This window comes from Rhodococcus wratislaviensis, from assembly GCF_041228765.1.
Taxonomy (GTDB): Bacteria; Actinomycetota; Actinomycetes; order Mycobacteriales; family Mycobacteriaceae; genus Rhodococcus_F; species Rhodococcus_F wratislaviensis.
This window is the reverse complement of the sequence record NZ_CP150488.1, coordinates 7,311,906-7,338,619: the sequence shown is the minus strand read 5'-3', so window position 1 is coordinate 7,338,619 and position 26,714 is coordinate 7,311,906. Positions and strand designations below refer to the sequence as shown.

At 66.5% G+C, this 26,714-nt stretch carries 27 protein-coding genes; 16 read left to right on the top strand and 11 right to left on the bottom strand.

All coding sequences use genetic code 11. The features are described 5' to 3' along the window. Positions 1-127 precede the first annotated feature (127 nt). Complete coding sequence (locus WKC72_RS33760; RefSeq protein WP_370180955.1) at positions 128-901, top strand: alpha/beta hydrolase family protein; 774 nt, start codon at positions 128-130, stop codon at positions 899-901. A 39-nt stretch (positions 902-940) separates the two neighbouring features. Here the strand turns inward: WKC72_RS33760 and WKC72_RS33755 are convergent, their stop codons facing one another. After that, positions 941-1,066 (bottom strand): hypothetical protein, encoded by a 126-nt coding sequence (locus WKC72_RS33755; RefSeq protein WP_005257351.1) that lies wholly within the window; start codon positions 1,064-1,066, stop codon positions 941-943. A 138-nt stretch (positions 1,067-1,204) separates the two neighbouring features. Between WKC72_RS33755 and WKC72_RS33750 the strand changes: the two genes are divergently transcribed. Continuing rightward, positions 1,205-1,501, top strand: a complete 297-nt coding sequence (locus WKC72_RS33750; RefSeq protein WP_011597547.1) for a SelT/SelW/SelH family protein — start codon at positions 1,205-1,207, stop codon at positions 1,499-1,501. A 2-nt stretch (positions 1,502-1,503) separates the two neighbouring features. Here WKC72_RS33750 and WKC72_RS33745 read toward each other — a convergent pair whose 3' ends face one another. Next, positions 1,504-2,895 carry a wax ester/triacylglycerol synthase family O-acyltransferase gene (locus WKC72_RS33745; RefSeq protein WP_037235501.1) on the bottom strand — a complete coding sequence of 464 codons (1,392 nt, stop codon included), beginning with the start codon at positions 2,893-2,895 and terminating at the stop codon, positions 1,504-1,506. Positions 2,896-3,230: 335 nt separating this feature from the next. On the opposite strand from WKC72_RS33745, the gene WKC72_RS33740 reads away from it, so the two are divergent. Together WKC72_RS33740 and WKC72_RS33735 are read left to right on the top strand one after the other, a co-directional pair. Beyond that, positions 3,231-3,863 (top strand): type 1 glutamine amidotransferase, encoded by a 633-nt coding sequence (locus tag WKC72_RS33740; protein WP_370180954.1) that lies wholly within the window; start codon positions 3,231-3,233, stop codon positions 3,861-3,863. Between the two features lie 128 nt (positions 3,864-3,991). Next, positions 3,992-4,396, top strand: coding sequence for a VOC family protein (locus tag WKC72_RS33735; RefSeq protein WP_370180953.1), 405 nt, complete (start codon positions 3,992-3,994; stop codon positions 4,394-4,396). Positions 4,397-4,399: 3 nt separating this feature from the next. Here the strand turns inward: WKC72_RS33735 and WKC72_RS33730 are convergent, their stop codons facing one another. From WKC72_RS33730 to WKC72_RS33720, 3 genes are all read right to left on the bottom strand, one after another. After that, positions 4,400-5,383 carry a sigma-70 family RNA polymerase sigma factor gene (locus WKC72_RS33730; protein ID WP_370180952.1) on the bottom strand — a complete coding sequence of 328 codons (984 nt, stop codon included), beginning with the start codon at positions 5,381-5,383 and terminating at the stop codon, positions 4,400-4,402. A 62-nt stretch (positions 5,384-5,445) separates the two neighbouring features. Beyond that, positions 5,446-5,946: an SRPBCC family protein gene (locus WKC72_RS33725; protein ID WP_370180951.1), complete on the bottom strand. Its 501-nt coding sequence runs from the start codon at positions 5,944-5,946 to the stop codon at positions 5,446-5,448. After that, positions 5,943-6,260: a helix-turn-helix transcriptional regulator gene (locus WKC72_RS33720; protein ID WP_005573288.1), complete on the bottom strand. Its 318-nt coding sequence runs from the start codon at positions 6,258-6,260 to the stop codon at positions 5,943-5,945. The genes WKC72_RS33725 and WKC72_RS33720 overlap by 4 nt, the downstream gene beginning before the upstream one ends. A gap of 193 nt (positions 6,261-6,453) precedes the next feature. On the opposite strand from WKC72_RS33720, the gene WKC72_RS33715 reads away from it, so the two are divergent. Continuing rightward, positions 6,454-7,863: an alkaline phosphatase PhoX gene (locus WKC72_RS33715; protein ID WP_370180949.1), complete on the top strand. Its 1,410-nt coding sequence runs from the start codon at positions 6,454-6,456 to the stop codon at positions 7,861-7,863. A 32-nt stretch (positions 7,864-7,895) separates the two neighbouring features. On the opposite strand, the gene WKC72_RS33710 is transcribed toward WKC72_RS33715, so the two are convergent. From WKC72_RS33710 to WKC72_RS33700, 3 genes are read right to left on the bottom strand one after another with little or no spacing between them, the layout of a single operon-like run. After that, the gene (locus tag WKC72_RS33710; RefSeq protein ID WP_370180948.1) at positions 7,896-8,345 is read right to left on the bottom strand and encodes a GtrA family protein; all 450 of its coding nucleotides are present in this window, start codon (positions 8,343-8,345) and stop codon (positions 7,896-7,898) included. A gap of 5 nt (positions 8,346-8,350) precedes the next feature. Further along, a complete protein-coding gene (locus WKC72_RS33705) occupies positions 8,351-10,294 on the bottom strand; it encodes an MDR family MFS transporter (protein ID WP_112298934.1) in 1,944 nt (647 codons plus the stop codon). Next, the gene (locus WKC72_RS33700) at positions 10,291-10,800 is read right to left on the bottom strand and encodes a MarR family winged helix-turn-helix transcriptional regulator (RefSeq protein WP_370180947.1); all 510 of its coding nucleotides are present in this window, start codon (positions 10,798-10,800) and stop codon (positions 10,291-10,293) included. The genes WKC72_RS33705 and WKC72_RS33700 overlap by 4 nt, the downstream gene beginning before the upstream one ends. A 117-nt stretch (positions 10,801-10,917) precedes the next feature. Here WKC72_RS33700 and WKC72_RS33695 point away from each other — a divergent pair, with 117 nt between their 5' ends. Both WKC72_RS33695 and WKC72_RS33690 read left to right on the top strand, forming a co-directional pair. After that, on the top strand, positions 10,918-11,325 hold the full coding sequence (locus WKC72_RS33695; RefSeq protein WP_370180946.1) for an ArsR/SmtB family transcription factor: 408 nt from the start codon (positions 10,918-10,920) through the stop codon (positions 11,323-11,325). Continuing rightward, positions 11,322-12,335: a cation diffusion facilitator family transporter gene (locus WKC72_RS33690; RefSeq protein WP_370180945.1), complete on the top strand. Its 1,014-nt coding sequence runs from the start codon at positions 11,322-11,324 to the stop codon at positions 12,333-12,335. Before WKC72_RS33695 ends, WKC72_RS33690 begins: the two co-directional genes overlap by 4 nt. 7 nt (positions 12,336-12,342) lie before the next feature. Here the strand turns inward: WKC72_RS33690 and WKC72_RS33685 are convergent, their stop codons facing one another. Then, positions 12,343-13,176, bottom strand: a complete 834-nt coding sequence (locus tag WKC72_RS33685) for a sulfurtransferase (RefSeq protein ID WP_370184611.1) — start codon at positions 13,174-13,176, stop codon at positions 12,343-12,345. Positions 13,177-13,726: 550 nt separating this feature from the next. On the opposite strand from WKC72_RS33685, the gene WKC72_RS33680 reads away from it, so the two are divergent. From WKC72_RS33680 to WKC72_RS33640, 9 genes are read left to right on the top strand one after another with little or no spacing between them, the layout of a single operon-like run. Next, the gene (locus tag WKC72_RS33680; RefSeq protein WP_370180944.1) at positions 13,727-15,250 is read left to right on the top strand and encodes a sugar transferase; all 1,524 of its coding nucleotides are present in this window, start codon (positions 13,727-13,729) and stop codon (positions 15,248-15,250) included. Continuing rightward, positions 15,234-16,352, top strand: coding sequence for a glycosyltransferase (locus tag WKC72_RS33675; RefSeq protein WP_370180943.1), 1,119 nt, complete (start codon positions 15,234-15,236; stop codon positions 16,350-16,352). The genes WKC72_RS33680 and WKC72_RS33675 overlap by 17 nt, the downstream gene beginning before the upstream one ends. Further along, positions 16,349-17,062 (top strand): DapH/DapD/GlmU-related protein, encoded by a 714-nt coding sequence (locus WKC72_RS33670; protein ID WP_370180942.1) that lies wholly within the window; start codon positions 16,349-16,351, stop codon positions 17,060-17,062. Before WKC72_RS33675 ends, WKC72_RS33670 begins: the two co-directional genes overlap by 4 nt. Then, on the top strand, positions 17,059-18,063 hold the full coding sequence (locus WKC72_RS33665; RefSeq protein ID WP_370180941.1) for a glycosyltransferase family 2 protein: 1,005 nt from the start codon (positions 17,059-17,061) through the stop codon (positions 18,061-18,063). The genes WKC72_RS33670 and WKC72_RS33665 overlap by 4 nt, the downstream gene beginning before the upstream one ends. Beyond that, positions 18,044-19,393, top strand: a complete 1,350-nt coding sequence (locus WKC72_RS33660; protein WP_370180940.1) for a hypothetical protein — start codon at positions 18,044-18,046, stop codon at positions 19,391-19,393. Before WKC72_RS33665 ends, WKC72_RS33660 begins: the two co-directional genes overlap by 20 nt. Continuing rightward, the gene (locus WKC72_RS33655; protein WP_370180939.1) at positions 19,390-20,484 is read left to right on the top strand and encodes a polysaccharide pyruvyl transferase family protein; all 1,095 of its coding nucleotides are present in this window, start codon (positions 19,390-19,392) and stop codon (positions 20,482-20,484) included. Before WKC72_RS33660 ends, WKC72_RS33655 begins: the two co-directional genes overlap by 4 nt. Then, positions 20,481-21,692 carry a Coenzyme F420 hydrogenase/dehydrogenase, beta subunit C-terminal domain gene (locus tag WKC72_RS33650; protein WP_370180938.1) on the top strand — a complete coding sequence of 404 codons (1,212 nt, stop codon included), beginning with the start codon at positions 20,481-20,483 and terminating at the stop codon, positions 21,690-21,692. The genes WKC72_RS33655 and WKC72_RS33650 overlap by 4 nt, the downstream gene beginning before the upstream one ends. Positions 21,693-21,713: 21 nt before the next feature. Next, the gene (locus WKC72_RS33645; RefSeq protein WP_370180937.1) at positions 21,714-22,364 is read left to right on the top strand and encodes an antibiotic acetyltransferase; all 651 of its coding nucleotides are present in this window, start codon (positions 21,714-21,716) and stop codon (positions 22,362-22,364) included. Next, positions 22,361-23,644, top strand: coding sequence for an oligosaccharide flippase family protein (locus WKC72_RS33640; RefSeq protein ID WP_370180936.1), 1,284 nt, complete (start codon positions 22,361-22,363; stop codon positions 23,642-23,644). The genes WKC72_RS33645 and WKC72_RS33640 overlap by 4 nt, the downstream gene beginning before the upstream one ends. A gap of 12 nt (positions 23,645-23,656) precedes the next feature. Here the strand turns inward: WKC72_RS33640 and WKC72_RS33635 are convergent, their stop codons facing one another. Beyond that, positions 23,657-24,754: a glycosyltransferase gene (locus WKC72_RS33635; RefSeq protein ID WP_370180935.1), complete on the bottom strand. Its 1,098-nt coding sequence runs from the start codon at positions 24,752-24,754 to the stop codon at positions 23,657-23,659. A 43-nt stretch (positions 24,755-24,797) separates the two neighbouring features. After that, a complete protein-coding gene (locus WKC72_RS33630; protein WP_370180934.1) occupies positions 24,798-26,630 on the bottom strand; it encodes a DUF4012 domain-containing protein in 1,833 nt (610 codons plus the stop codon). Positions 26,631-26,714 lie beyond the last annotated feature (84 nt).

Below are 26,714 nucleotides of genomic sequence, written 5' to 3'. Positions count from 1 at the left end.
CGCAACTAGGGCTCAGGGTACGAATTATAGGAGCGTGCCGCCCGGCGTCAGCTCGACTCGGCGAAACCGGTGCCGCGTCCGAATTTCCCGCCACGCACGTCGCGTCGTCGCTTGTTAGCGTGGCGGTGTGACAATTCGTGCCGGGTCCGCCGAACCGCTGACGCGGCGCACGGCTCACCTCACGACGTACGACGAGCACGCGGTGACGGTCCCGCGTTCCGGCGATCGTGCGCTGGTCGCGGTGCCGCGCGGGGTGACGCCGTCGGCGTTCGCGTGCTACCTGCACGGGCGCACGGGGGACGAGAAGTCGATCGACGACCGCGCCGGTCTGCGGGACGGCCTGCTGGACGCCGGATACCTGGTCGCCAGCCCATACCTGCACGGCGACCAGTGGGGAAACCGCCTGGCGCAGGACGCCGTGGTCGCACTGGACGAGTGGGTGTCGCACCGGTGGCCGGTGACACGTCGGTTCCTGATCGGCGAATCGATGGGCGGTAACGCCGCCGCCAACGCCGTGCGCCTACACGAGGTCGCGTGGGACGGCGCGGTCTTCATCGCGCCATCATTGTCGCTGCGCGCGGTGTGGGAGCGGGGCGAACACGGACGCGACACCGTGCGGGACGCCTTCCGCTTGTCCGCGGACGGGCACGACCTCGAACCGAAGACCGAGCGCTGGGACGCCGTCCGGCACGAGCCGGGAGACTATGTCGGAGTGCCGATTCGGGTGTACGCGTCGCGGGAGGACGAGGTGGCGAACATTGCCGGCGTCACGGGCCCGTGGGTCGAGATGCTCCGCCGGGGCTCGGACGCCGTCGAGTTCGTCGAGGTGAGCGGCCCGCACGTCTCGGAAGACCACTTCCGCACCGCGGAGGTCGTGCAGTTCTTCGAGACGATCCGGTGAAGACAGGGAGGCCTTCTCGGCGAAGGCCTCCCCGCGAGTTCAGGCCTCGGTGCGGTGCGTGGTGTCCAGGCGGAAGATGTTGGTGAAGAAGTCCTTGACGGCCTGGATCTTCTCGTTGGTCAGCTCGATGGCGTGGCGACGCGATTCTTCGAGCGCGGTGGACATGGCGGCTTCCTTTCGTCGAGGTGGCACAGCATGGCGATCGACAGTCTGCCTCACGATGCTGACGTCCGCATGACGAACAGGTGTCCTCCGTGCAACTCGAACAGCAAGCGGGGGAGCACCTTCGGCTAACCTGGCACGATGACGACGAGCAGCACAGACGGCCGGGTCGCGATCACCTACTGCACCCAGTGCCAGTGGCTGTTGCGCGCAGCGTGGATGGCGCAGGAACTACTCGGCACGTTCGGGCAGGAACTCGGCGAGGTCGCGCTCGTCCCCGGCACCGGCGGGATCTTCCGCATCACCGTCGACGACGAACTGATCTGGGACCGCAAGGAGCAGGGCGGCTTCCCCGACATCACCGTGCTCAAGCAACTGGTCCGGGACCGGGTGGCGCCCGACCGCCACCTCGGGCACAGCGACCGTAAGAGTCCCTAGGATCAGATTCCGACCGCGCGCTCGAGGGCGCGCAGTTCGTGTCCCAGCCGGGCGGGGATCGACTTCAGGTCGGGCACCGCGCTGCGGCAGCCGGTGACCCCGAACGAGATGATGTCGTCGTTGCTGGTGCAGGTGATGTTCAGGCCCTGGCCGTCGACGGGCACCGACAGCGGGTAGATGGCGTCGAGCCGCGCCCCGTTCCAGTACAGCGGTGAACTGGGGCCCGGAACGTTGGAGATGATGAGGTTGAACGGCGGGCGCACCCGCGAGTTGTGCCCGAACAGCATGCTCGCGCCGATCGGCGCCGCACCGAGAGCGCTCATGGCGAGGATCTGCGTGGCGCTCATCGTCTCGTACGCCTCCTTGCCCTCGCGCATGGACGTCCGGATGGTGTCGAGGCGATCCGCCGGTTCGGGGAGGTGGGTGCCGAGGTTGCACATGAGCACCCCGATGTTGTTGCCGTTCGACGCCTCGCGCTGACTCTTCAGCGACACCGGCACCATCGCGATCAGCGGCTCGGCGGGCAGCTCATTCTGATCCTCGAGGTAACTGCGGAGTGCCCCGGAGGACATCGCGAGCACGACGTCGTTGATGGTGCTGTCGGACAGCTTGGCGACGAGCCGGAGACGTTCGAGCGGCCACGACTGCGCCGCGAACTGGCGGGCACCGGTGATCGGCACGTTGAACGGGGTCTTCGGTGCGGACAGGGCGAGCGGGCCGCCCTGGTCGCGGAAGGCCCGGGACACGGTGCCGGCGAGCGCGGGCACGAGCCCGGCGACCTCACCGACGGTGTCGCGGGCGGTGCGGAACGTGGAACCGGCCAGACCCGACAGGCTGAACCCCTTCGACGGCGTCCGCTGCGGTCGCGGGCCGCGCGGCTGCCACGGAGCCGGCACGTCCCGATCCTCCGAGTTCTCGCTGAGCGCGTTGCGCAGCATCTTCATCGCGGTGACGCCGTCGGCGACCGCGTGGTGGATCTTGGTGTAGACGGCGAACCGTCCGTCGCTCAGTCCCTCGATCAGATGCATCTCCCACAGCGGGCGGCTGCGGTCGAGCAGCGATCCGTGCAGCCGCGAGCACAGTGCCATCAGCTCGGCCTCGCCTCCGGGGGCGGGCAGCGCGTCGTGCCGGATGTGGTGGCCGAGGTCGATGTCGTCGACGGTCTCCCAGCTCCACTGACCGAGCGTCGAGAAGGACCGGTGGGCTCGCTTGGCGAGCCGGGGCGTGACGATCCCGTCGCCGTCGGCGAGCGCGCGGTCGAGCATCGCGCGCATGTCATACGTGTCGGCGCCTTCCGGGAGCTGGAAGATCTCCACGCCGCCGACATGCATCGGGTGCTCACGGGACTCACCGAGAAGGAACATCGAGTCGAGAGGGGACATGGGGAGCGGCATCTGAGGCCCTTTCCATCCCGAAGACGACTTCCCGGATCGCGGGAGGGCTCGTCTGTGGTCTGAGGTAACGGGAGATGGTGACGTTCCTTTTGTCAGGGACCACCACCGGATAACTAATTGATATGGGACGGGTCACGAAAGAGTGACGCTCGTATTTCTACAGGTTTCGCGTGAGCCATGCCACTAGACAAGCGTCCAGTTGGGAGGGTGTCATTCGGGTGGTGTACACCGAACGTGAACTCCGTGTGAACATCCGAATTTTGTGCACTCAGTGCGGAATTCACGAATCCAGGCCTGCATAGGGCCGAAAGTCCCTACTCGGTAAGAATTGTGGCATGAACAAGCCATGGGCGGTTGTCAAGCACGTGTCGTTCGAAGGACTGGCGCTCGTCGGTACTTTGCTGGCGGAGCGGGGAATTCGCTACACCGAGTACCCGATGTACCGAGCGTCGGAACTCCCGGCCGTTCACGACATCGGCGGCCTCGTGGTGATGGGCGGTCCGATGGGCGCCCGAGATGACGTTACCCGCCCGCAACTTCCGCGAGAGCGAAACTTCATCAAAGAAATTGTGGGCGCCGGACTCCCGATGCTGGGAATCTGCCTCGGCGCTCAGCTTCTCGCCGCCTCGTTCGGCAGCGCGATCCGCCGGGGGCCGACCCCGGAGAACGGTGCCGGGACGGTCACGGTGTCCGAGGACGGAACGCGCGATCCCGTGTTCGGTTCGGTCGGTGCCGAGGTGCCCGTCGTCCACTGGCACGGCGACACGTTCGACCTCCCCGGCGGCGCGGTCCGGCTGGCGAGCAGTCACCTCTACGAGAATCAGGCTTTCGCGATCGGCCGCCGCGCGTACGGCTTGCAGTTCCACGTCGAACTGACCCGCGCGCAGCTGCCGGTGATGCAGGGCCGCCGGGCACCGCCCCGTCGGGCGAGCACCTGGACGACGTGGAGGCGGCCGGACGGATCATGATCGGCTCGTTCCTCGACCTCGCCGAGAGCTGAGAGGATCGGGCGGGCGGTGACCGATGAGTTTTGCGCACCGCTGCGGTCTGTACCGATGACCTTCCGCACTGGGCGGAACCCGAGAAGGAGAATCACATGTCCCGGATGCTCTTCGTGAACCTGCCGATCAAGAACCTCGACGCGACCAAGACGTTCTTCGGCGGACTCGGCTTCGAGTTCAACTCCACGTTCAGCGACGACTCCTGCACCGCCATGGTCATCAACGAGTACACGTCCGTGATGCTCCTCGTCGAGTCCCGGTTCAAGGACTTCATCGAGGGCGGCATCTGTGACACGTCGAAGTCCGTCGAGGCCCTGATGTGTATCTCGGCCGACAGCCGCGAAGAGGTCGACAGCTTCGTCGACAAGGCCCTCGCCTCCGGCGGGACGTCGTGGGGCAAGCTCCAGGACGAAGGCTTCATGTACGGACGCGCGTTCCGCGACCTGGACGGTCACGTCTGGGAGGTCATGTGGATGGATCCGGCCGCCGTGCCGGCGTAGGGGTCAGGCGGGCGGGGTCTCCGATAGTCCGAACTTCTCGAACAGATCGACGTCGAAGAAGCAGACGACATGGGAGACCCCGTCAGCCGTGACATCCAGGACATGGAGCTGGAACGGACGGTGGACGCCGTCCTCCCCGCGCATGTACAGGCCGAGGGCCGGCTGTCCGTTGGCCGCGGTGGGCACCAGGCGCATGTCGCCCGGCCCCTTGGCCGGACAGTTTCCGCTGATCAGGGTGCCGATCGACACGCCCCCGCGATACCAGCCGTCGAACGGGGGCATTTCCCAGACCGCGTCCTTGGTGAACAGTTCGACGATCGCGTCGATGTCGTAGTCCTCGAACGCGGCGACGTAGCGGTCGAGGAGCTCGCGTTCCTCGGGGGATTCCGGTTCGACGAGAGAGTCGGCCGTCGGTGTGGCCAGTTCGAGTTGCGCGCGTGCGCGCTGCAGCAAGCTGTTGACCGCCGTCGTGGTGGTGCCGAGAGCCGCCGCGACCTCCGACGCCTTCCACTGCAACACGTCGCGGAGGACGAGAACGGCGCGCTGACGTGCAGGAAGATGCTGAAGGGCGGCGATGAACGCCAGCCGTACCGACTCGCGCGACGTCACGACCGTGGCGGGATCGTTCGCGTCGTCGTCGATGAGACGGTTGGGGAGCGGTCCGAGCCACGGCACCTCGTGTCGCTCGACGAGGTCGGCCGTCGGGTCGGAGTCGGGAGCGCCCAGCCCGCTCGGCAGCGGACGCTTCGATTTGCTCTGCAGGGCCGTCAGGCACGTATTGGTGGCGATCTTGTACAGCCACGTCCGCAGCGACGCCTGCTGCTGGTAGCCGTCGTACCCCCGCCAGGCCCGGATGAACGTCTCCTGCATCTGGTCTTCGGCGTCGTGAAGTGAGCCCATCATGCGATAACAATGGGCGAGCAACTCGCGCCGGTAAGGGTCGGCGAGTGCGAGGAAATCCCCGTCGAGCGACTGCGCAGCCGTCATGGTTGGAGCTTACTGCGGCCGTCCGACAGATGTCGGGCCCTCGCGCCCGCCGACCCCCGCGCTCAGCCCCAGTTCACCATCGGCTGCCCCGTCTCGAGCAGGGTCTTCATTCCGCTGAGCACCTCGTTCCAGCCGCCGCCCGCGCCCTCGGACTCGCGCCTGCCCGCGACGATCTCGGCCAGGCCCGGTGCGTTGGTGAGGTCGTGTGTGACAGTCAGTTTCGCGACTCCGGGCCGGCTCGACTGCACGATCTCGTAGGTGAGAGTGGTGAAACCCTCCACGTTGTCGGCGTCCATCAGCATGCGCCACGTCTGGACCAGCTTCTTCGGCGGATCGGATTCGATCACCTCGCCGTCGACGATCACGTCGGGCACGCCCGGGTATTCCTTCATCGCGTCGTCTGCGCGTGAGCGGAAGGCGCCGCCCGCGCGGAGGTCGTAGTCGACGAGGCCGCCGTAACCGTACTGCTGCGACCACTCGGGTTTGGTGATGGCGTCCCAGATGGCCTCCGGTGTCGCCTTGATGTAGACGGCGTAGACCTGGAATGCGTCGGCGGTAGTCATTTCTCTTCCTCCAGTTCGGCTTTCAGCTGAGCGAGCGCACTCGTGTGACGCTCGGTGTACTTGTCGATCCACCGGTTGTGGATCAGCTGTATCGGCACAGGATTGAGGTAGTGAAGTTTTTCCCGGCCGGAGCGGCGTGTGACGACGAGTCCCGCGTCTTCGAGCACACGCAGATGCTTCATGACCCCGAATCGCGTCATCTCGACCTGCGACTCGAGTTCGGTGAGCGTCTGACCGTCCTGGGCGAACAATCGGTCGAGTATCAGGCGCCGGGTGGAATCGGCCAGCGCCTTGAAGACGTGATCGTCGTCCATGAATCGACAATAGGTGACCATTTGGTCACATGTCAACGCCTGTGAGTACTTGTTAACCGCCGGCGGTTAACAAGTACTCACAGGGGGAAGTTCTCGTCCGGTTCATGCGCCCGCCACGGTGCGTCCACGAAGCAGGGCAACGCGGTACCTACCGTCCGGAGGTCCCGGTTCGTCACCATGGAGGTTTCAGACAGTGTCCACTGCACCACTCAACCGCCGCGGATTCCTCGGTCGCACCGCGCTCACCGGCCTCGGTGTGGCACTCGCCGGAAGCGTCGAAGCCCTCGTCCGGCCGGCGTTCGCGTCCGCAGCACCGGGACAGGCGATCGGCTACGGACCGCTCGTGCCGGACCCGAACCGCATTCTCTCGCTCCCCGTAGGTTTTTCGTACACCGTCGTCGCCCGGTCGGGTGAGACGCAGTTGGACGGTGGCGTACCGGTGCCGAGCGATCCCGACGCCATCGGGGTGTTCGCGCGACCCGGCGGTTCCACACTCGTCACCAATCACGAGATCGGCAGCGACGAACCGTTCGGCGTGCCCGCTCTCGACGGATTGACGTACGACACGGGCGCGCGCGGCGGCACGACCACGACCGCGGTCGGCGCCGACGGGGCACGGCAGGGCCAGTACGTCAGCGTCGCGGGCACCGTGAACAACTGCGCGGGCGGCATCACCCCGTGGGGAACGTGGTTGACGTGCGAGGAGACGGAGGCTCGCGCGGGGGAGGACGGGTTCCTGCTCGACCACGGTTACGTCTTCGAGGTGGACCCGGCGAGTCAGGACGCGAACAGGGGTAAAAGTCCTGTGCCGCTGAAGTTCCTCGGCCGGTACGCGCACGAGGCCGTGGCGGTGGATCCGGCGTCGAGCACCATATATCTCACGGAGGACGCGTCCGGGCCGAACGGCCTGTACTACCGGTGGACGCCGCCACAGGGTTTCCGGGGCGGGCCGAACGCGCTGCGTGAACTCGCGCAGTCTCCGGGCGGCGACACCGCGGGTGCCCTCCAGGCGATGGCGTGCTTCCAGGGCGGAACCCACGTCCCCGACCTGTCGCAGGCCATCGAGCCCGGCACCGTGTACACCGTGCAGTGGGTCGGAGTGCCGGACCGTGACGCGACGAGCACGTCGGTGCGCGAGCAGTTCGGGAACGACGTCGTCACCCGCAGCCGCAAGCTGGAGGGACAGTGGTGGGGCGACGGCGGCGCCTACTTCGTCGCGAGTTACGCACGGACCAGCGACGGCAGCGTCGCCGAGCACGACGGCCAGGTGTGGTTCTACGACCCGGCGAAGCAGACGGTCACGCTGAAGACCCTGTTCGGTGTCAATCCCGATCCCGCAGTCGACACCGGAAACTACGACGGCCCCGACAACATCACCGTGTCGCCGTACGGCGGCGTGATCCTCGCCGAGGACGGCGAAGGAATCAGCCACCTCGTGGGCGTCACGGCGGAGGGTGAGCCGTTCGTGATGGCTCGGAACGAGTTGAACGACAGCGAATTTTGCGGTCCGGCATTCAGCGCGGACGGGAGGATCCTGTTCGCGAACATCCAGTCGCCGGGGCTGACGCTGGCGATCAGGGGCCCGTGGCACCGTCCCCTGTGAGTACTTGTTAACCGCGGGCGGTTAACAAGTACTCACAGGGCGAAGACCCACCCACGGAGCGCGAGGAACCGCAGCCCGCCGACGACGGCGCTGACGGCAATGACGAGCGCGACCTGCGCCGGGCCGTCGGCGCCGGGGAAGAGCATGTGCAGGAGGGCGAGCGCGAGCGAGCTGACGGCCAGGCCGAGCAGCGCGAGGGTTCCGCCCTCCCACTGCGCGACGAACCAGCGGACGCGGTCGACGGCGCGGAAGGTGAGCCGCCGGTGGAGTTCGTTGGCCAACATCGAACTGGTCACCACGCCGACCAGGTTGGCGACGAACGACCCGTACATGTCGAGGGTGAAGAACGCGAGAGCGTAGAGCACATTGCTCGACGTACCCACCAGCGTGAACCGGGTCAATTGAGCGATCACGCCGCCGGCCCGCCCACGTAGAGGGGGATACGTGGGCGGGCCGACGGCGTCGTGGAACTGAACGATCATCTCATTCAGCGGATGAGGGCACCGTTGCCGGTGTCCGCCACGTGGCCGCCGCCGAGGACGCCGGCCACCTGCTCTTCGCTCAGTCCCAGCTCGCGCAGGCGATCCCAGACCGCGTCGAATTCGACGAGCTTGGCGTTGAGGTCGTTACGCAGGCGGTTGACCTCGTCGCGGATCTTCTCCGCTTCGTCGATCGCTTCCAGCGTCCGCTCCGGCTGCGGCAGCAGCATGGACAGGAGACGGTCCCGGGCGTCGGCGCTCAACCCTGCGAAGGGCTGCCGCTGATCGGCGGGGGCCTCGTGCCTGCCGCCGCGGACCTCGGACGACTGGATCGGCGCCGTGTCGGGCTCGAGTGCGTACTCCGGGACGGGGGCGTACTCGGGTTCCTGGACGGGCTCCTGCTCGCTCGACAGGTCGATGGTGCGACGCAGCGGGCGGTTGGGCAGCAGTATGACGGCGATCAGGGTGATGACGGCGACGACGGCGGCGATCAGGAAGATCCGGCCGGTCGCGTCTCCGTATGCGGCACGGATGACACCCTGCACGGGAGCGGGCATGGACGTCAGGTCCAGGCTTCCGCCACCGCTGCTCGACCCGGCGGGGATGCCGAGCTTCGCGAAACCGTCGGCCGACAGGTCGGCGACGCGGGTGGCCAGCACCGAACCGAGAACCGAGACGCCGATCGCGCCACCGAAGGTCCGGAAGAAGGCAACCGAGCTGGATGCCGCACCGATGTTCTGGACGCTGACGGTGTTCTGCACCGCGAGGACCAGGTTCTGCATCAGCATGCCCATGCCGAGACCGATGATCGCGATGTACGCGCCGACCAGGGTGAGGCTGGTCTCGTGATCGATGGTGCCGAGCAATCCGAAGCCGACGATCATCAAGACGGCGCCGCCGACGACGAACGGCTTCCACTTGCCGAAGCGGGTGATGAGCTGTCCGGATCCGACCGTGCCGAGGAGCATGCCTGCGACCATCGGGATGGTGAGCACTCCGGCCATGGTGGGGGTGTAGCCACGCGAGGTCTGGAAGTACTGGCCGAGGAACGTGGTGGAGCCGAACATTCCGACACCGACGGCGACGGACGCGATGATGGCGAGTCCGGTGGTCTTCTCGGTGACGATCTTGAGCGGGATGATCGGCGACTTGGCCTTGGCCTCGACGAGGATCGTCGCGGCCAGCAGCAGCACACCCGATCCGACGTACATGACCGTCTCGCGGGAGAACCACTCGTAGTAGCCCGCCTTACCGGCGAACGAGACCCAGATCAGCAGGATGGACACACCGGCGGTCAGCAGCAGGGCGCCGAGCCAGTCGATGGAGACGTCGTCCTTCTTCTCGGTCGCGAGGTGCAGCGTGCGCTGCAGCAGGAACAGTGCGATGACGGCGAGCGGCACGCACACGAAGAAGCACCAGCGCCAGCCGAGGGGGCTGTCGACGATGACGCCGCCGAGGATCGGGCCACCCGACATCGACACGGCCATGACGGCACCCATGTAACCGGAGTAGCGGCCGCGCTCACGGGGAGCGACGATGGTGCCGATGATGGCGACGACGAGCGCCGTCAGGCCACCCATGCCGATGCCCTGGATGACACGCGCGGTCAGCAGGATCGGCACGTTGTGCGCGAAGCCGGCGATCACCGAACCGATGACGAAGATGACGATCGCACTCTGGACGAGGACCTTCTTGTTGAACAGGTCGGCGAGCTTGCCCCAGATCGGGGTGGAGGCGGCGTTGGCGAGCAACGCGCTGGTGATGACCCAGGCGTACGCGGTCTGTGTGCCCTTCAGGTCACCGATGATCGTGGGGAGGGCGGTGGCGACGATCGTGCTGCTCAGCAGCGCGGTGAACAGTGCCGCGAGCAGGCCCGTGAGGGCTTCGAGGATTTGGCGGTGCGTCATGGCCGTCGTTTCTTCAACCGGCGGCCGAGTCTGTGTTTCGGTCATACGCTTTGTGTTCCAATCGGGTTCGAGCTCGTGACGATCCGGTGTTCTGGATCGAAGAGTGTTTCCTTCAGGTGCCGGATGGACTCGAGGGCAATCGCTGCCTCGGTCTCGTTCCATCCGGTCATCAACTTCTGCATTCGTGCGGCTCGCTGTGTTCTCACGTGCTTGACGTACGCCATTCCCTCCGGCGACACGCGTATTCGGAATGCGCGTCCGTCGGCGGGGTCCGAGTGCCGGGTGACGTAGCCGACGTCCACCAGATCGGTGATCTGGCGACTGAGTGAGGACTGGCTGACACACAGCTCGGTGGCGAGTTCGTTCTGCCGGCATTCCCTCCGGGCGGCGAGAACGAGGAGGACCCCTGTCAACGCGCGCGGGATGTGACCGTCACCTTCCGACACCAGGGCGTCGCGAAGCACGCGGCCGAAGAGGAAGACCTCGTCGATGAGCGCTTCGGTGGTGCCGAGAGATACGGACGACACGGAAGGCACTGACGAGACGGACATGGCAACCCCTGAAGGACGACTTACTTGATGCAAGCAACTATATACATCGTTAGTGCAAGCAAGTAAGTCATTTCGGTGTCTGGTGCATCACAAAACGAAGTGACCTATTATCTGCGTATGAATGCAGATATGCGCGCTTGTCGGCGCCGGCTCGACGAAGACCAGGTCGGGCTGGTAGTCGAGGTCTTCCGCATGCTCGCCGACGCCACCCGGGTCCAGCTGCTCTGGCAACTGGTGGGAGGCGAGCTGTCGGTGAACGAGCTGGCCGAACGGGTGGGAAAGCCGGCGCCGTCCGTCTCGCAGCACCTCGCGAAGCTCCGGATGGCGCGGCTGGTGCGCACGCGGAGGGAGGGGACGTCCATCTACTACAGCGTCGCCAACGAGCACGTGCAGCAGCTGGTCACCGACGCCGTGTTCAACGCCGAACACGCGGGCCCCGGCATCCCGGGACACCACCGCGCCGCCGGCGACCTGCAGGTCATCCACGAGGACCCGGAACTCGCCGCGGAGGGAGGCGGCTCGTGACCGGCCACGAACATTCCCACGGGCACGGCCACGGCCACCGGCATTCGGGCGGTGTCCGCGGGGCGATCCGCGAGATCTTCGCCCCGCACAGCCACGACTCCGCGGACAGCGTCGACGACGCACTCGAGGCGAGCGAGATCGGGATCCGGGCGGTGAAGATCAGCCTGGTGGTGCTGGGCGTCACCGCCCTGGCCCAGGTGATCGTGGTGGGGCTGTCCGGTTCCGTCGCTCTCGCCGCCGACACCGTGCACAACTTCTCCGACGCGCTGACGGCGGTGCCGCTGTGGATCGCGTTCGCCCTCGGACGGCGGGCGGCCACCCGCCGATTCACGTACGGCTACGGCCGGGCCGAAGACCTCGCCGGGTTGTTCGTCGTGGTGATGATCGCGTTGTCCGCGGTCGTCGCGGGTGTGGAGGCGACCCGCCGCCTCCTCGATCCCGTGCCCATCGACCACCTCGGGTGGGTGGCCCTCGCCGGTGTCATCGGTTTCGCCGGCAACGAATGGGTGGCGCTGTATCGCATCCGCGTCGGCAGGCGGATCGGCTCTGCCGCGCTCGTCGCCGACGGCCTGCACGCACGGACCGACGGATTCACCTCCCTCGCCGTGGTGCTGGGCGCAGGCGGTGTCGCGGTCGGGCTTCCGCTCGCCGACCCGGTGGTGGGCCTGGTCATCACGGCCGCGATCCTGCTCATGCTGCGGACCGCCGCCCGCGACGTGTTCCGGCGGCTCATGGACGGCGTCGACCCGGAACTGGTCGATGCCGCCGAACGGGCCCTCGCCGCCGAACCGGGGGTGGTCGAGGTGCGGAGCGTGAAGATGCGGTGGATCGGGCACCACCTGCATGCCGACGCCGAACTCGACGTCGATCCGTCGACCAGCCTGCGCGACGCACACCGTGTGGCGCACACCGCCGAACACGCACTCACCCATGCGGTCCCGAAGTTGAACACCGCCCTGATCCACGCCTATCCGGCCCACGACGCGGAGCAGGTCGGTCAGACGGCGTGACTCGCGGTCAGAACGGCTCGGGCCCGGTGGCGACCGGACGCCCGGGATCGGACGACCACTGCGACCAGGACCCCGGATACAGGGCGGCGTCGACGCCGGCGAGCGCGAGTGCTGCGACCTGGTGGGCCGCTGTCACACCCGATCCGCAATAGACGCCGACGGGACGTCCGGGTTCCGCGCCGACCGCGGCGAACCGTGCGCGCAGCGCCTCGGCAGGCGCGAACCGTCCGTCGGGCCCGAGATTCTCGGACGTCGGGGCGCTGTGAGCGCCGGGAATGTGCCCTGCGCGGGGATCGATGGGTTCGGTCTCGCCGGAATACCGCTCGGCGGCACGGGCATCGAGAAGGCAGCCGCCGGCGGCGAAGTCGGCGGCCTCGTCCGCGGTCAGCGTCGGCAGGTGGCCTCCAGTCAGCACGACGTCACCCGGGAATCGTGGGTGCTCGTCACCGGATCGGACGGGGTGGCCCGCCGACGTCCACGCGCCGAGTCCACCGTCGAGCATCGTCACGTCGGCAACTCCGGCCCAGCGCAGCAGCCACCACGCCCGCGCGGCGGCAAGGTTCCCGGTGGCGTCGTAGACCACGACAGGACCGCCCTCCCGGACACCCCACCGGCGCGCGGCGTCCTGGAGGTCCGGCAGCGTCGGCAGCGGATGCCGGCCCAGTTCCGGAGATCCCGGCGCGGCCAGTTCGGTGTCCAGGTCGACGAACACGGCACCGGGAATGTGCGCGTCGAGATAGTGCTGCCTGCCTTCGGCGTCGCCGAGCGCCCACCGCACGTCGAGAAGGACCTGCGGAGCGTCGCTGCTCAACGATTCCGCCAACTCGTCGATCGTCACCACGGGGCTCATCGGACCACTGTCGCACAGCGAAGGTTCGGTGTGCCGGGGAGGCGAGAACCTGGCACTCTGACACTGATGACGGGACGTCGCACGACGGCGCTGCTGCTTGCGGCCGCGGTGTTCGGGTTGGCCGACTCCGTCGAGCCCAGAGCTGCGGCGAATGGGACGGTCGTGCCTGACGCTACAGGGGGCACGGCGACACGGCCGGCGAACGGAATTCGTCCAACGGTGACGAAACCGCGCGGGGAAGTGGATTGGTACGCAGCGATATCGCGCGACGACGGTACCACAATGATCCGAAAACTGGATATGGCGCTGGTTTCTCGTGCGATATCGGAGCGCGAGGTCGGCTCGTTCACTAATTCACCGTGAGATGGCTGGTGGATCAGAAGTTGTTGCTACTCGCGGGTATTCGCGCGGACGTGGTGAAGATCGCCACAGAGTGAGCATGAGACTGGCCGGTCTGCAATCATCATCACGGCAACAACACCCGATGAACACCACATGCAAGTTCCGAATCCCGAGAGCTTGATCCGGAGGCGAAGCAACGATGGCGTCCAGTTCGACCGTTCGTAGCGCGGTGGACGCACATGCCTCGAACTCGGGTCCCCACGTGGTCGGGGACGCACACGGCGTCGTTCGCCGTCGCTGGCAGACCGCCTATATCCGGCGCCTTGCGGTCACCGACGCGCTGGTCGTCACGGCCGCGGTCGCCACGGCACAGTGGTGGAGATTCGGAGCCTCCGATGCTCTGGTGCACTCGCAGTCCCTCGACAACGTCAGCTACACACTCATTTCCATAGCCTTGATCGCCATGTGGCTGGGAATGCTCACCGTGTTCCACGCCCGCTCACCCCGGGTGATCGGCAGCGGACCGGAGGAATACCGGCGGATCGCGACGGCCACCATGCGCCTGTTCGGGATCATCGCTATCGCAGCGCTGCTCGCGCGGCTCGATCTCGCCCGCCTCTATCTCGCGATCGCACTTCCCGCCGGATTGGTGGGACTGCTGGTCAGCAGGTGGATGTGGCGTCGGGTGGTGTCGTACAAGCGGGCGCATGGACACTTCCGGACGTCGGTTCTCGCTGTCGGTGCCCACCACTCGGTGCGCAGCCTCGCCGAGTCCTTCGATCGCGGCACCGCGGACGGCTTTCTCGTGGTGGGAGCATGTATTCCAGGTCATCCCCGCCGATTCGACGAGCACATCACGGTGAGCGGCCGGGCCATCCCGGTCCTGGGTAGTGAAAACGATGTGGTGGAAGCGTTGCGCGAATCCGGCGCAGACACCGTAGCGGTCACGGCCACCGAGCATCTCGGGCATCACGGGTTGCGGCAGATGGTGTGGGATCTCGAGAACCACGAGGTCGATCTCGTCGTCGCGCCGGGAATGATGGATGTGTCGGGGCCACGCCTGGAGATTCGGCCGGTGGCCGGTCTGCCGCTGATCCATGTCGAGAAGCCGAGCTACCACGGCGCGAGCAAGTTCGGGAAGACGTCGTTCGACATCGCCTTCGCCGTGTTCGCGCTCGTCCTGGTCACTCCCGTGATGCTCGCTGCAGCGCTGGCGGTCAAGCTGACCAGCAGGGGGCCGGTATTCTACCGGTCCGAACGGATGGGCCTCGACGGGAAGCCGTTCCAGATGTTGAAGTTTCGCTCGATGGTGCAGAACGCGGACACGCAGGTGGCGTCGCTCATGGACCGCAACGAGGGTGCCGGGGTGCTGTTCAAACTGCGTGAGGACCCCCGTGTGACGCGGGTCGGACGCGTGCTCCGCCGGTTCAGCATCGACGAACTGCCGCAATTCATCAACGTGCTGCGACGGGAGATGAGTATCGTCGGCCCGCGCCCCCCGCTGCACCGGGAGGTGGAGGCGTACGACGGCGACGTTCACCGCAGGCTTCTGGTCAAGCCGGGCGTCACCGGCCTGTGGCAGGTGAGTGGCCGCTCGGACCTGTCGTGGGAGGAATCGGTGCGGCTCGACTTGTCGTACGTGGAGAATTGGTCGATGGTGGGCGACATGCTGATCATTGCGAAGACCTTGAGGGCTGTGGTGGCGAGTGACGGCGCGTACTGACATGCGGGTGTTGCTCGACGGATACTGGTGGGTCGACGGACCGCCCTCCGGCCGACTGGTTCTACGGGAGGCCATCGGTCAATGGGCGCAGTCCTATCCGGGAGACGAGTTGTTTCTCGCCGTTCCTGCCGACCGGGTCGACTCGGCGAGAGCGACTGTCCCGGAAGGGGTCCGCATCGTTCCTACTCGCTCGAGAGTGCACCCCCTGATCAACAGCGTGGAACTGCCGTTCGTCGCACGCAAGATCGGCAACGTCGATGCAGTGCTGGCGCAGAACTTCTCCCCGGTGGGATCGCCGTCCGTTGTGTACGTCCACGACGTACTGTTCCAGTCCAACCCGGAATGGTTCACGCGGGTCGAACGCGCCTACCTCTCCCTCATCCCGAGGCTCGCCCGCCGCGCGGGTTCCGTCGTCACGTCCTCCGGGGCGGAACGGATGCGGATCCGTTCCCACAACCCGGAACTCGGGCGGGTCGCGACCTCCGGCCTCGGCGTTGCACGCGGACTGCTCTCCGTCGAGCCGGTAGCACCGCCCGTCGCCTCGACCATCGTCGAATTCGTTCTCACGGTGGGACGACTCAATGTGCGCAAGAACGTCCAGCGCATCATCGACGCGGGTGTCGGCTCGGGGCTGATCACCCCGGAGTACCCCTTGGTCGTGGTCGGTGAAGCCTCCGGAAAGAACGCACCGATTCCACCGTCCACTCGCGCCGCCGTCGACGACGGCAGCGTGATCTTCACCGGACGGCTGTCCGAGGGCGAACTGCGGTGGCTCTACGAGAATTGCGACTACTTCTGCTGCCTGTCGCTGGGCGAAGGGTTCGGGCTCCCACCGGTGGAGGCACGTGCCTTCGGCGCCCGTGTCCTCGTCAGTGACCTGGACGTGTTCCGCGAAACACTCGGAGCAAACGCCACTTACGTCGACCCACTCGACGAGGGCCGGATCGCGGCCGCCATGGCGGCGCTCGCGAAGGCCGGACCGGAGGATCGGCGATCGACCGCTTCCCGGGAATCGGCAGACAACGACTGGCCGGAAGTGATTCGAGTGCTGCGCGAAGAACTGCGTCATGTCTCCCACTCGATCGGCGGTGCGACACGATGACTGTGACACTGCTCGGCAACGCGTACCTGCACCTGCGCGGACGGGAACTTCCAGCGGACGTCCCCGCGACGGTCGTCGCGGGATTCGCGCTGCGCAAGGGAATCGAGGCGGCACGCGGTCTGGTGCTGGGGGCACGCTATGCGGGAGCGTCCACCCCGCACTTCCGTGGACGGCGCGTGACGGTGACCGGTGCAGCGTTCCTCCGGGTAGGCAAGGGCGTCTGCCTCGGTGACGACGTCCGGGTCGACGCATTCTCCCGGAACGGAATCGACCTCGGCGACAACGTCACCGTGGGTCGAGGCGCAACCATCGCAGCATCGGGGGTGATCGCGAACCCAGGGACCGGGGTCGTGATCGGCGACCGGACCGCGGTAGGCATGTACAACACCGTCTGGGGTCAGGGCGGCGTCGTGATCGGACGCGACTGCCTCTTGGGGCCGAATGTGGTGATCGTCAGCGAGAACCATGTGTATTCCGACGAGGACACGCCCATCCGGCTTCAAGGCGAACAGAGATTGCCCGTGACCGTCGGCGACGACTGCTGGCTCGGAGCCGGCGTGGTCGTCGTCGCCGGGGTCACCATCGGCGACGGTTCGGTTGTCGGCGCGGGGTCCGTGGTGACGGGCGATCTCCCTCCGGGAAGTGTGGCCGTCGGTTCACCTGCCCGGATAGTCGGGACCCGCCGCGAAGAGGGCGGTAGGACGGCATGAGTGAGGAACACAGAGTTCGCGTATCGGTGCTGGTGGTCACGTACAACAGTGCCGCTGTGATCGGCCGGTGTCTCCAACCGCTGGCCGACGAACCCGATATCGAGATCGTCGTCCTCGACAACGACTCCCACGACGGCACCCTCGACACGGTGGGCCGCGTCGCACCCCGTGCGCGGGTCGTCCGTAGTTTCGAGAATCTCGGCTTCGCGCGAGGGGTGAATGCGGCCGCGGCGCAGGCGCGTGGTGGGCATCTACTGCTGCTCAATCCCGATGCTCGCATCGACCCCGCCGACGTGCGCGCGCTCAGCGGGGTTCTCGACGACGGGGCAGGCATCGCCGCCCCCGTTCTGGAGAAGCCGGGCGATCGCCTCACCATCCGGGAGGGCGGTCGCCGGCCGGACCTGTGGCGCGTCTTCTGTCACTACTATGGCTTGTCGCGACTGTCCTCGACGTCGGGGGCTGTGGAGGGTCTCTACCTTCTGAAGCGGAATTCGTTCGTCAGCAGGGACGTCGACTGGGTTTCCGGGGCCTGCCTGATGACACACGCCGAGCTGTGGCGCGAACTGGGCGGGCTGACCACTCGCTGGTTCATGTACGCGGAGGATCTCGAATACTGCCTCCGTGTCCAGGATGCGGGCCACCGGATCGTCATGTCCGCCGAGGCGTCGGGCGTGCACACGATCGGCGAGAGTTCGGCGCCGTCGGGGGACCGCAGGCCGAACTCGGCGTGGGTCGTCAATCTGTACGACTTGTACAAGTGGAGGATCTCTCGTTCGCGCATCCAGAATCTGTCGTGGAAGGTCGCGGTGGGCGGGGGTTTGCTCGCTCGGTCGGCCGCGTATCGCATACGCGCCGTGCAAGACCGGCCCCGGCGGCGGTCCTGGCTGGAGGAATCCCGAAAATTCTCCTGGTATGCGCGGGACCTCCTGCGGGTGCCGTCGAGTCTGCCGAAGGCCACGGAAGCCGGGGAGGTAATCGATCGTGAGCATGCCCGTACGTAATGCGGTGAACCGGTTGTCGCCGTCGATGTGCCTCGTGCCAGGCGTCCTCGTCCTCGCATTGCTCCTGCCATCCCTGGTGGGAGTGACCGTCACGCTCGCGGTGCTCGCCGGCATCGCGGTCTCGGTTCTGTGCAGCCGTCATCCGAGGATCGCGCTGACGCTGTGGCTCCTGGTCGTGTGCTTCGTCCCGTTCTGGTTCGGCGCCACCGACCCCTTCTACCTGTCTCCGACCGCTCTCATGTCACTGCTGGTCCTCGGCGCGATGCTGCTCTTCAACCGGTGGGAGCCCAACAAGATCGACGTGTGCATCCTCATCTTCTTCGCGTGCTGTGCGATTCTCGTCGTCGTCGGCTGGGCGCGCCCCGGCGACGTGACGAGCGCGTTGTCGCAATGGTTGCTGTCCTTCCTGGTGGGGCGACTGCTGGTTCAGCGCGTGGGCACCGAGTTCACGTACCGCGTCATCACGGTTCTCTTCACCGTCGTCGCGGTCTGTGCGGTGGCCGAATTCGTCCTGCGCTGGAACCCGTACTACGACCTGACGAATGCGACTGTGCAGTACCGGCTGTGGGGGCATTCCCAGTTGCGCGGAGGAATCATCCGTTCGGAGTGGGCGTTCGGACACTCCATCGCACTTGCAAATTCGGTCGCACTCGCGATCCCGCTCGTGTTCGCCACGACCTTCCGGACTCGCGTCAAGGTCGTGTGTATCGCGCTGATGCTGGCGGCAGCGGTGGTGTCGTTCAGCCGTTCGGGCATGATCAGCGCCGCATTCGCCGTGTTCCTGACACTGTTCTTCATGAAGGGCAGAAGCGATTCGCGGAGCGGGATGCTCGTTCTCGCGGGCGGTGTAGTCGGTGCGGCGCTGGCGAGTCCTTGGATCGTCGGCATCTTCGAACAGGCAGGTTCGGAGGCAGAGGACAGCGCCCAGTACCGCTCGAAACTGAACGGCCTGATCCCGACGATGAATCCGATGGGAATCGCGAACGGATACGTCGAATCGGACGGAATTCCCTACTTCAGCGGGTTCAAATCGATCGACAGCACTTTCGTGCTGCTGGGTCTGAGCTTCGGCCTCTTCATCGCAGCGGCGGCGATACTCGGAACGGTGTGGCTCGCGGTCCGTGTGATCAGCCGGACCGCGACGCCGCCGATGATCGGCGTGGCAGCCGTCGTGCCTGCCCTATTCACAGTCGCACTGATCACCCAGTTCGGTGCGCTCCTGTGGTTCTTCATCGGGATGGTCTCTCTCACCGGTACGAGACCGCAAGAATCGGAACCGCGCCGCGTCCGCCACGATCGACAATCACAACTGACAGGGGCGGCCGCGTGACGAAGGTACTCGTATTGTGGGCCGACACCAGATCGGCCAATTTCGGTGTGCAGGTGCTGGCTCGGGGCCTCGCCGAACTCGCGACCCGGGCCTGGGGACCCGAGACCGTCGTCGAGTTCCAGAACTATATGCCCGGCGACTCCCCTGTCTCGTTCACCACCCGATCGATCGCGCGAGACTTCGGCAGGCGGAACGGTCCGATCAAGACGAAACTCCGCGAATACGACGTCATCCTCGATTCGGGTGCGGGAGACAGTTTCACCGACATCTACGGCCTGAAGCGCCACGCGTTCATGGTGTATGCCAGCCGGTCGGCCGCGAAATTGGGGATTCCCCTCGCGATGGGGCCGCAGACGATAGGTCCGTTCACCACGACAGCCGGACGACGCGGCGGGAAGTACTGCCTCGACAGAGCTTCGGTCGTGCAGTCCCGCGACGACGTCAGTGCCGAATACTCGGCGACGCTGGGTCGGCCCGTCGATGCGCGTGCGACGGACGTCGTATTCGCATTGCCGCGTAACGAGGTCCCGAAATCGCGGGACGTGGTGGTCAACGTGTCGGGTCTGCTGTGGTTCTCGGATCGGCACGGCGACTCCGCCGGCTACCGGAACTCCGTCCGTTCCCTGCTCGGCGAGTTGCGCTCGGGAGGACGGCAGGTCAGCCTACTCGCACACGTCGTGGACGCGGTCAGCTTCGACGACGACGTGGCGGCCGTCCGGGAACTCGACGCCGAGTTCCGTTCCGCAATGGAGGTCGTCGTTCCGCGCACGCTCGACGAAGTCAGGAGCACGGTGGGTTCGGCGGAGTGGGTCGTCGGCGCGCGGATGCACGCGTGCCTGAACGCGTTGTCGATGGGCACACCGGCCATTCCGTGGGCGTACTCGCGCAAGTTCGCGCCCCTGATGTCCGACCTCGGCTGGGATCTGAGTGTCGACCTCGCGCAGGAGCCGAACCCGGGCGAAGTGACGGCCGAGGTCATCACGACGCGGAAGGGCGCCGACGTCGGCGACCAGTTGAAGGGGGTCCACGACCTCGCCGAGAAACGTCTGGAGGCAGCGGTCGCATCTCTGCAGTCGGTGGGAGCTCCGTGACCCGCACCCTCGAAGACGCCGTACGCCGCGTGGTCGTGAACGGAAACTGCACCGGTTGCGGTGGATGCACGCTCGTGTCCTCCCGCATCGAAATGCATCTGGACACGGAGGGGTACATGCGCCCGTCCTTCACCACTGCCGAGAGCGAACCTGACGCCGATCGCGAAGAACGCACTCTATTCGAGGCCACCTGTCCAGGGAGGCGCGTACGCGCGCCCAAGTTGTCCGGCGCCACCGGCCATGCCGTCTTCGGCGGCCATGTCTCGGTGTGGAAGTCGTGGGCAATCGACGACGATGTACGTGAATCAGGCAGCAGCGGGGGAGTTCTCACGGCACTCGCTTCGTGGCTGGTGGAGACGGGACGGACGCGGTCGGTCATCGGCAGCAGCCCCGGCGCGAGTCCGACTCGCAGTGTGCCGATCCAGATCGTCTCCAAGGATCAGGCGTTGCGGGCGGCGGGATCCCGCTACGCACCGGTCAGCAACCTCCCGCTCCTGGCATCCGATGCAGCCGACAACGCACTCATCGGCAAACCCTGCGAGGCGACGGCCGCACGGCAATACTTCGACGCGATCGGCGCGCCGCAGGCAGACCATCCGATCCTGCTCTCGTTCTTCTGCGCCGGTACCCCCAGCCAGCAGGCGACCGACACCCTGGTCGAGGAACTGGGATTCACCACCGACGCGGTCACCGCGCTGCGCTACCGCGGCAACGGCTGGCCGGGAACGTTCGCGGTCCGCTCGGAATCGGTTGTACGGGAACTGTCGTACGACGAGTCGTGGGGGCAGCATCTGGGACGCCGGCTCCAATGGCGGTGCAAGCTCTGTGTCGACGGAACCGGGGGGCACGCCGACATCGCCGTCGGCGACTACTGGCGGTGCGACGAGCGCGGCTATCCGGTCTTCGACGATGCGGACGGTGTGTCCGTCGCGATTGCCCGCACCCGCCGCGGTCACGAGCTGCTGCTCGAGGCCGAGCGCTGCGGGATACTGCACATCGAGGAGATCGACATCGACAGCGTCCTGCCGGTGCAACCGCTGCAGGTCGGACGCAAACAGACCCTGGCGGGCAGGTTGCTCGGCCGGATCGCGGGTGGAAGGCGAGTTCCCCGGTACGCGGGATACGGTCTGGTCGTACTCGCGGCCCGTACCCCGGTCGCGGCTCTGCGCTCGGCGGCCGGCACATTCGTCCGCACCATTTCGGGTTGAGCGGGACAGGGGTTCGAGAAGATGGGTGGATCGACGGTGCCGACGGAGATGCAGCAGAGCTGGTGTGGCCGGATCGCGGCCAGACACTTCGCCACGCTGCCCCTGAAGCGACGGTTTCTCGCGCTCGCCACGCGTAGTGAAGGCGGACAGTTCACGTCACTCTCCCTCCGCGCAATCCTCGACCGGCATTACGGCGTGCGCGTGGGCAACTATTCCTACGGGTCGCTGCTCGAACCAGGAATGGCAGACAGAGACACCGTCATCGGGTCGTATGTGTCCATCGGCCCCAACGTGCGCCGTCTGGGCGCCGCCCACCCCGTCGACTCCCTGAGCATGCACCCGTTCTGGTACAACCCCGCCCTCGGGCTGGTTCCACCCGACGCCGACGTGGAGCGGACCGGGTGCGAGATCGGGCACGAATCGTGGATTGGCGCCAACGTGACGATTCTGCCGGGATGTCGGCGAATCGGGATCGGAGCCGTCGTCGGTGCGGGTGCCGTGGTCACCAGGGATGTCCCCGACTTCGCCGTCGTGGTGGGCACTCCCGCGCGACAGATCGCCGAGCGGCTGACGGATGATCAGCGTCGGAGACTCCTCGATTCCCGCCCCTGGGAACTCGGCCCGGTGGAGTGCCGCGCTGCCCTCAGCCGCCTCGGAGGCGGCGTCCGATGACGGCGTCCGCCCGGCTCCGCACCCTCGTGGTCGCGGATTCCCCGGTGCAACTGGTGGTCGGGAACCTCGGGGCCGCCGCGCTCGCACTCCTCAGTGCGCCGATCGTCGCGCGTGCAATCGGTCCGGACGGCAGGGGCGAGACTGCGGCGGCGATCGCCCTCTTCTTCATCGTGCCCATCGTCCTTGCCTTCGGATTGCCACTCGAGGTGCGGAGAGTGGCGGCGACGACGGACGGCAAGGCGGCACTGCGCAGTGCCCGAGTCTTCTGCGCTCTCAGCGTGTTCCTGTCGGTGCCCGTCGCGATCGTCGCCTGGCTGACCCTGTTCGCCGATTTCGAGGACTCGGCGCGGATCGTGGCCACAGTGGGTCTGGCCCTCAGCCCTCTGGCCATGAGCTGGATGTGCGACAGCAGCGTCCTGATCGCGCACCTTCGCTACCGGGCTGTCCTCGTCGTGAGAATTGCCTACCCGGCGATCTACGTCTCGCTCGTGCTGGTGTGGTGGATCCTCGGACTCGCCACGACGGCAACCGTTCTGGCAGCCAATGTCGCGGGAACGGTGGGGACCTTCGGCGTGGCGCTGGTGCTGACGAGGACTTCTGTCCGGGGCGCATATCACCCGCTGGGCTCGCTGAGCAGAGGAGCGGTGCGATACGCGGGCAGCGCCGTCGCCGAATCCGCGTCGAGCCGACTCGACCAGGTGCTCGTTCTGCCGCTGCTCGGCGCCGCGCAGGCCGGCATGTATTCCGTCGCGGTGACCGTGGCGGCCGTCCCGCTCGCTCTGGGACAGGCACTGGGGGCGTCGTTCTTCCCACTCGTCGCCCGCGCCGGGGGAGCGGAGCGGGCGAAGCTGAAGGCGGAGGCCGCGAGGGTCGGTGTCGCTCTTGCCTTGCTGAGCACCCCCGTTCTCGCGGCCGCGTCCTACGTCGGGATCCCGATCGTGTTCGGCGACGCCTTCGAGCCGGCGGTCCGAGTGGCCGTGGTGAGCGTGATCGGTGGCGGTGCCATGCTGGCCGCCTACGTGTGCTCGATGGCCCTCGCCGCAGAAGGGAGAGGGGTGCGCATGACGATCGCGCAGATCATTGCTCTGGTCACGGGCATCGGACTTCTGTACCTGCTGGGGCCGCCGTTCGGCGCGGTGGGCGCCGCGGCGGCATCGTCGGTGTCCTACCTGCTCCTGCTTGCATTCCTTCTGGTGTCGCTGAACGTGCCGCTCGGGGATCTGCGGGTGCGGACTTCGGATTTCACGGAGTCGGTGGCACGTCTGCTGCGCCGAGCCTGACGGACTCGCCCCTCACCGGGCGATGTCGAGCAAGGCTTCGTGATATGCCGAGCACACCCCTTCCCAGGTGTAGTCGGTGGCCTGTCGCGCAAGCGTCCCGGAGCTCAGCGTGTTCTGAAGTTCACGATCCGACAGCACTTCCGCCATCCCTCTGGCGATGGAGTTGCTGTCCGGCTCGACGAATCGTGCCGCGGTGCCGAGCACCTCGCGGTTGAAGACCGTGTCGCGGGCCACCGTGGGAGCCCCGCAGGCCATCGCCTGAACCAGCGCGGGATTGGTACCGCCCACACTGTGGCCGTGGAAGTAGGCGCCCGCGTGCTGCCACAGGGCAAACAACTTGTCGTCGTCACTCACGTGGCCGAGCCAGTGAATGCGTTCGGACCCCGCCGCGAGTTGTGCCGCCCTGGCATCGAACTCACCTCCATATCCCGAGGATCCGACGATGACGACGTCCCATTCGTCGCTCAAACGCTGGGCGGCGGAGAAGAACTCCCCGACCGTGTTTTCCGGAACGAAGCGAGCGACCATCAGCGCGTACGACCGGGAACCGAAACCGTCGACCGGATCGAGTTCTGGCGGGACGGTGCCGCCGTAGGGGATGAACAGCCCGTCGCGCCGGAACTCCTCGGACCACCGGCGTTCGAGTTCCTTCGAGTCGTACACGAGCCGGTCGCCGAGCCTGGCGGTGAGATGGGCGCCGCCCTTGAACACCGACTTCGCCAGCCCACCCCACTTGGCGCGTTCCCATTCGATGCCGTCCACGTTGATCAGGGTGGGTATCCCCCGCGCCTTCAGGAGGGGGAGCCAGTACCCGTTGGCCACGTTCATGATCAATGCGGCATCGGGTCGGCGGCGCGACGCGTGCGCGGTTGCGGTGAGGCCGTAGGAGAGTGTACTGAGTGACTTCGATTCGACGCCGCGTGTGACCACGGTGTCGATCCGCGGATCAGCCTGGGGATCGTCCGTTCTTGTGGAGTCCGCTCGGCCGTAGACGGTCACGGACCACCCGTGCTCGGCGAGATACGGCGCCAACTGGCGGACGAGTGTCTCGAATCCGCCGTAGTAGCTGGGGTAACCACGGGTTCCGAGTATGGCAACCGACTTCTTCATGAGTCCTCTTCGACAGGTGGAGGTGGGGACAGCAGTACGAGGATCAGTCGCCGCAGGCAGGGACGTTCACGGTGACCTTCGGATCGTCCACGAGAGGTTGGACGGGTACCCGCGCCGCACCGGGCACGGCAGGCTCCGTCAAGGCGTAACGCAGTTCCACGGTCTCGCCCCGGGGCACGGTGGTGGGAATGCTGAACACGGGGTGCCCCAGTTCGTTGCCGTTGACGGTGAACGCGGGCCTGCCGTTGACGGTGGCCTTGTCCAGTTTCGCCCCGCCCGTGGCGAGCAGGGAGATCATCGAGACGTTGGTACCGGGCGGGACCTGACGATTGTTATAGGTGCCCGCGACGTATCGCGGGTAGTCGCCTGCCGGGAGGTTGTTGGTGAGGCGCACCGTCACTTCGGAGGTCCGGGTGTCGCCGGTGCACGTCGCCGCCGTGTATTCGATTTCCCGGGTCAGGTAGTAATCGAGTTTGTTTCCGGCGTTGTTGTTGACGACGACGCTCGCGTACGGTGCAACGTCCTCGGGCACCGTGTGTCCCAAAGGGGTGCCGGCCAGGACGGCCTGTTCCTCGGGGTGAGCACTCCACACCGCGATCCGGCGCTCGCTCACCGCTTTACCGATGGCGTCGAGCAGCAGTTGTGGCGACTCGATGTTGCCGGTCATCTTCTCGACCACCTTCGCGGCGATCGTCTGGAGGTAAGTCTTGCGGGCGACGTTGTTGGCGACGATCTCGGTGTCGCTGGTACCCGCGTATCGGATGTATGCGGTGGACTCGGTGAGTTCGACGACGTTCCCGGCGTCGACCACTTCACCGTCAGGCATGGTGACAGGCCCCACAGCGCCGAGCACGTAACTCAGAGCCACCGGGTCCGTCGCTATCGCACCGTCGACCTGTTCCCCGGATTCCTGCGCCCACAGTGATTGCCAGATCTGTCCGGCGTAAGGAAAGTGGGTACTGAGGTTGCTGTTTCGGATGTCGGTTGACGGGTTGTAGCTCCCGTAAAGCCCATTGAAATCAGACCCTAGGTCCAGTGGCTGGTGCTCATACGAAACTTCAGTGTTTTTTCCGAGCGTATCGACCTGCGCCTCACCATCGTTCGCGCGAATTATGCCGTATCCACCTACGAGACCGCCGGTTCCACGCGCTTCGGCGTTGGTTTGGAACGCCATGAAGTAGTTTCGCGGTCCGTCCGCGCCCAGCATTGCGGGGAGGATGTCCGCGCCTATTGCTGTGTTCTCCAACAGTTTCGCCACGTCGTCGGTCTGATTCTGCAGCTCGGCACGCGCGTCGTCGACGGGCCCCAGATAGCCTGCGTCCGGCACCTGGTGGGCCTGGTCGGCGAGGGCTCGTGCGGCGAGGGATGTCTGTTTCAGCGCTGGGGCGGCCTCCCGAAGTGGTTGCAGTTTCACCTTCCCGCCGTCAGAGATCAGGTCTCCGGGAGACAGGGCGGTTCCGGTTTCCACGGCCGGAGCGAGGACGTCCCGGGTGAGTCCGACGACGACGTCCGACATCTTCTGGATCGACTCGAAAGGTGCGCCGACACCGGGCATTCCCGCGAGCTGGCGCCACGGTGCAGAATGCAGGCTGACCTGCGCATTCTCGGCCTGGCGCACGGCTTCGGCGGCAGCATTCCGGGCGCCTTCGGTGTCGCCTCCCAGTAGTGAATTCTTGGCGAGTTGGGCGTTGTCCCTGGCCCCGGTGAGGTCGTGCTGAACGTTCCAGGCCGAGTAGCCGAACCAGCCGACGGCGGCCAGTGCGAGCACGCCTGTACCCGCGAGTACGTATCGCCGACGGCGTCGCGCGGGCCCGGGAACTGCGTCACCGGACGGTGAATCTTCCACGTGCGAAACGCTCTTGTCGTTCGTGCCCATGCAGTGCGACTCCTATTCTGTCTGTGCGAAAGGATATCTGTGACATAGGTCGCGGCGCGCACCGAACGAATTGAACCAGGGCGT

Excerpts from the sequence above, each read along its gene's own strand:
- WKC72_RS33735 (WP_370180953.1), top strand. The coding sequence starts at position 3,992 with ATGTCCCGGATGCTCTTCGTGAACCTGCCGATCAAGAACCTCGACGCG.
- WKC72_RS33630 (WP_370180934.1), bottom strand. The coding sequence starts at position 26,630 with ATGGGCACGAACGACAAGAGCGTTTCGCACGTGGAAGATTCACCGTCC.
- WKC72_RS33740 (WP_370180954.1), top strand. The coding sequence starts at position 3,231 with ATGAACAAGCCATGGGCGGTTGTCAAGCACGTGTCGTTCGAAGGACTG.
- WKC72_RS33710 (WP_370180948.1), bottom strand. The coding sequence starts at position 8,345 with ATGATCGTTCAGTTCCACGACGCCGTCGGCCCGCCCACGTATCCCCCT.
- WKC72_RS33730 (WP_370180952.1), bottom strand. The coding sequence starts at position 5,383 with ATGACGGCTGCGCAGTCGCTCGACGGGGATTTCCTCGCACTCGCCGAC.
- WKC72_RS33750 (WP_011597547.1), top strand. The coding sequence starts at position 1,205 with ATGACGACGAGCAGCACAGACGGCCGGGTCGCGATCACCTACTGCACC.
- WKC72_RS33680 (WP_370180944.1), top strand. The coding sequence starts at position 13,727 with ATGGCGTCCAGTTCGACCGTTCGTAGCGCGGTGGACGCACATGCCTCG.
- WKC72_RS33665 (WP_370180941.1), top strand. The coding sequence starts at position 17,059 with ATGAGTGAGGAACACAGAGTTCGCGTATCGGTGCTGGTGGTCACGTAC.
- WKC72_RS33635 (WP_370180935.1), bottom strand. The coding sequence starts at position 24,754 with ATGAAGAAGTCGGTTGCCATACTCGGAACCCGTGGTTACCCCAGCTAC.
- WKC72_RS33725 (WP_370180951.1), bottom strand. The coding sequence starts at position 5,946 with ATGACTACCGCCGACGCATTCCAGGTCTACGCCGTCTACATCAAGGCG.
- WKC72_RS33755 (WP_005257351.1), bottom strand. The coding sequence starts at position 1,066 with ATGTCCACCGCGCTCGAAGAATCGCGTCGCCACGCCATCGAGCTGACC.
- WKC72_RS33720 (WP_005573288.1), bottom strand. The coding sequence starts at position 6,260 with ATGGACGACGATCACGTCTTCAAGGCGCTGGCCGATTCCACCCGGCGC.
- WKC72_RS33705 (WP_112298934.1), bottom strand. The coding sequence starts at position 10,294 with ATGACCGAAACACAGACTCGGCCGCCGGTTGAAGAAACGACGGCCATG.
- WKC72_RS33700 (WP_370180947.1), bottom strand. The coding sequence starts at position 10,800 with ATGTCCGTCTCGTCAGTGCCTTCCGTGTCGTCCGTATCTCTCGGCACC.
- WKC72_RS33645 (WP_370180937.1), top strand. The coding sequence starts at position 21,714 with ATGGGTGGATCGACGGTGCCGACGGAGATGCAGCAGAGCTGGTGTGGC.
- WKC72_RS33745 (WP_037235501.1), bottom strand. The coding sequence starts at position 2,895 with ATGCCGCTCCCCATGTCCCCTCTCGACTCGATGTTCCTTCTCGGTGAG.
- WKC72_RS33670 (WP_370180942.1), top strand. The coding sequence starts at position 16,349 with ATGACTGTGACACTGCTCGGCAACGCGTACCTGCACCTGCGCGGACGG.
- WKC72_RS33640 (WP_370180936.1), top strand. The coding sequence starts at position 22,361 with ATGACGGCGTCCGCCCGGCTCCGCACCCTCGTGGTCGCGGATTCCCCG.
- WKC72_RS33695 (WP_370180946.1), top strand. The coding sequence starts at position 10,918 with ATGAATGCAGATATGCGCGCTTGTCGGCGCCGGCTCGACGAAGACCAG.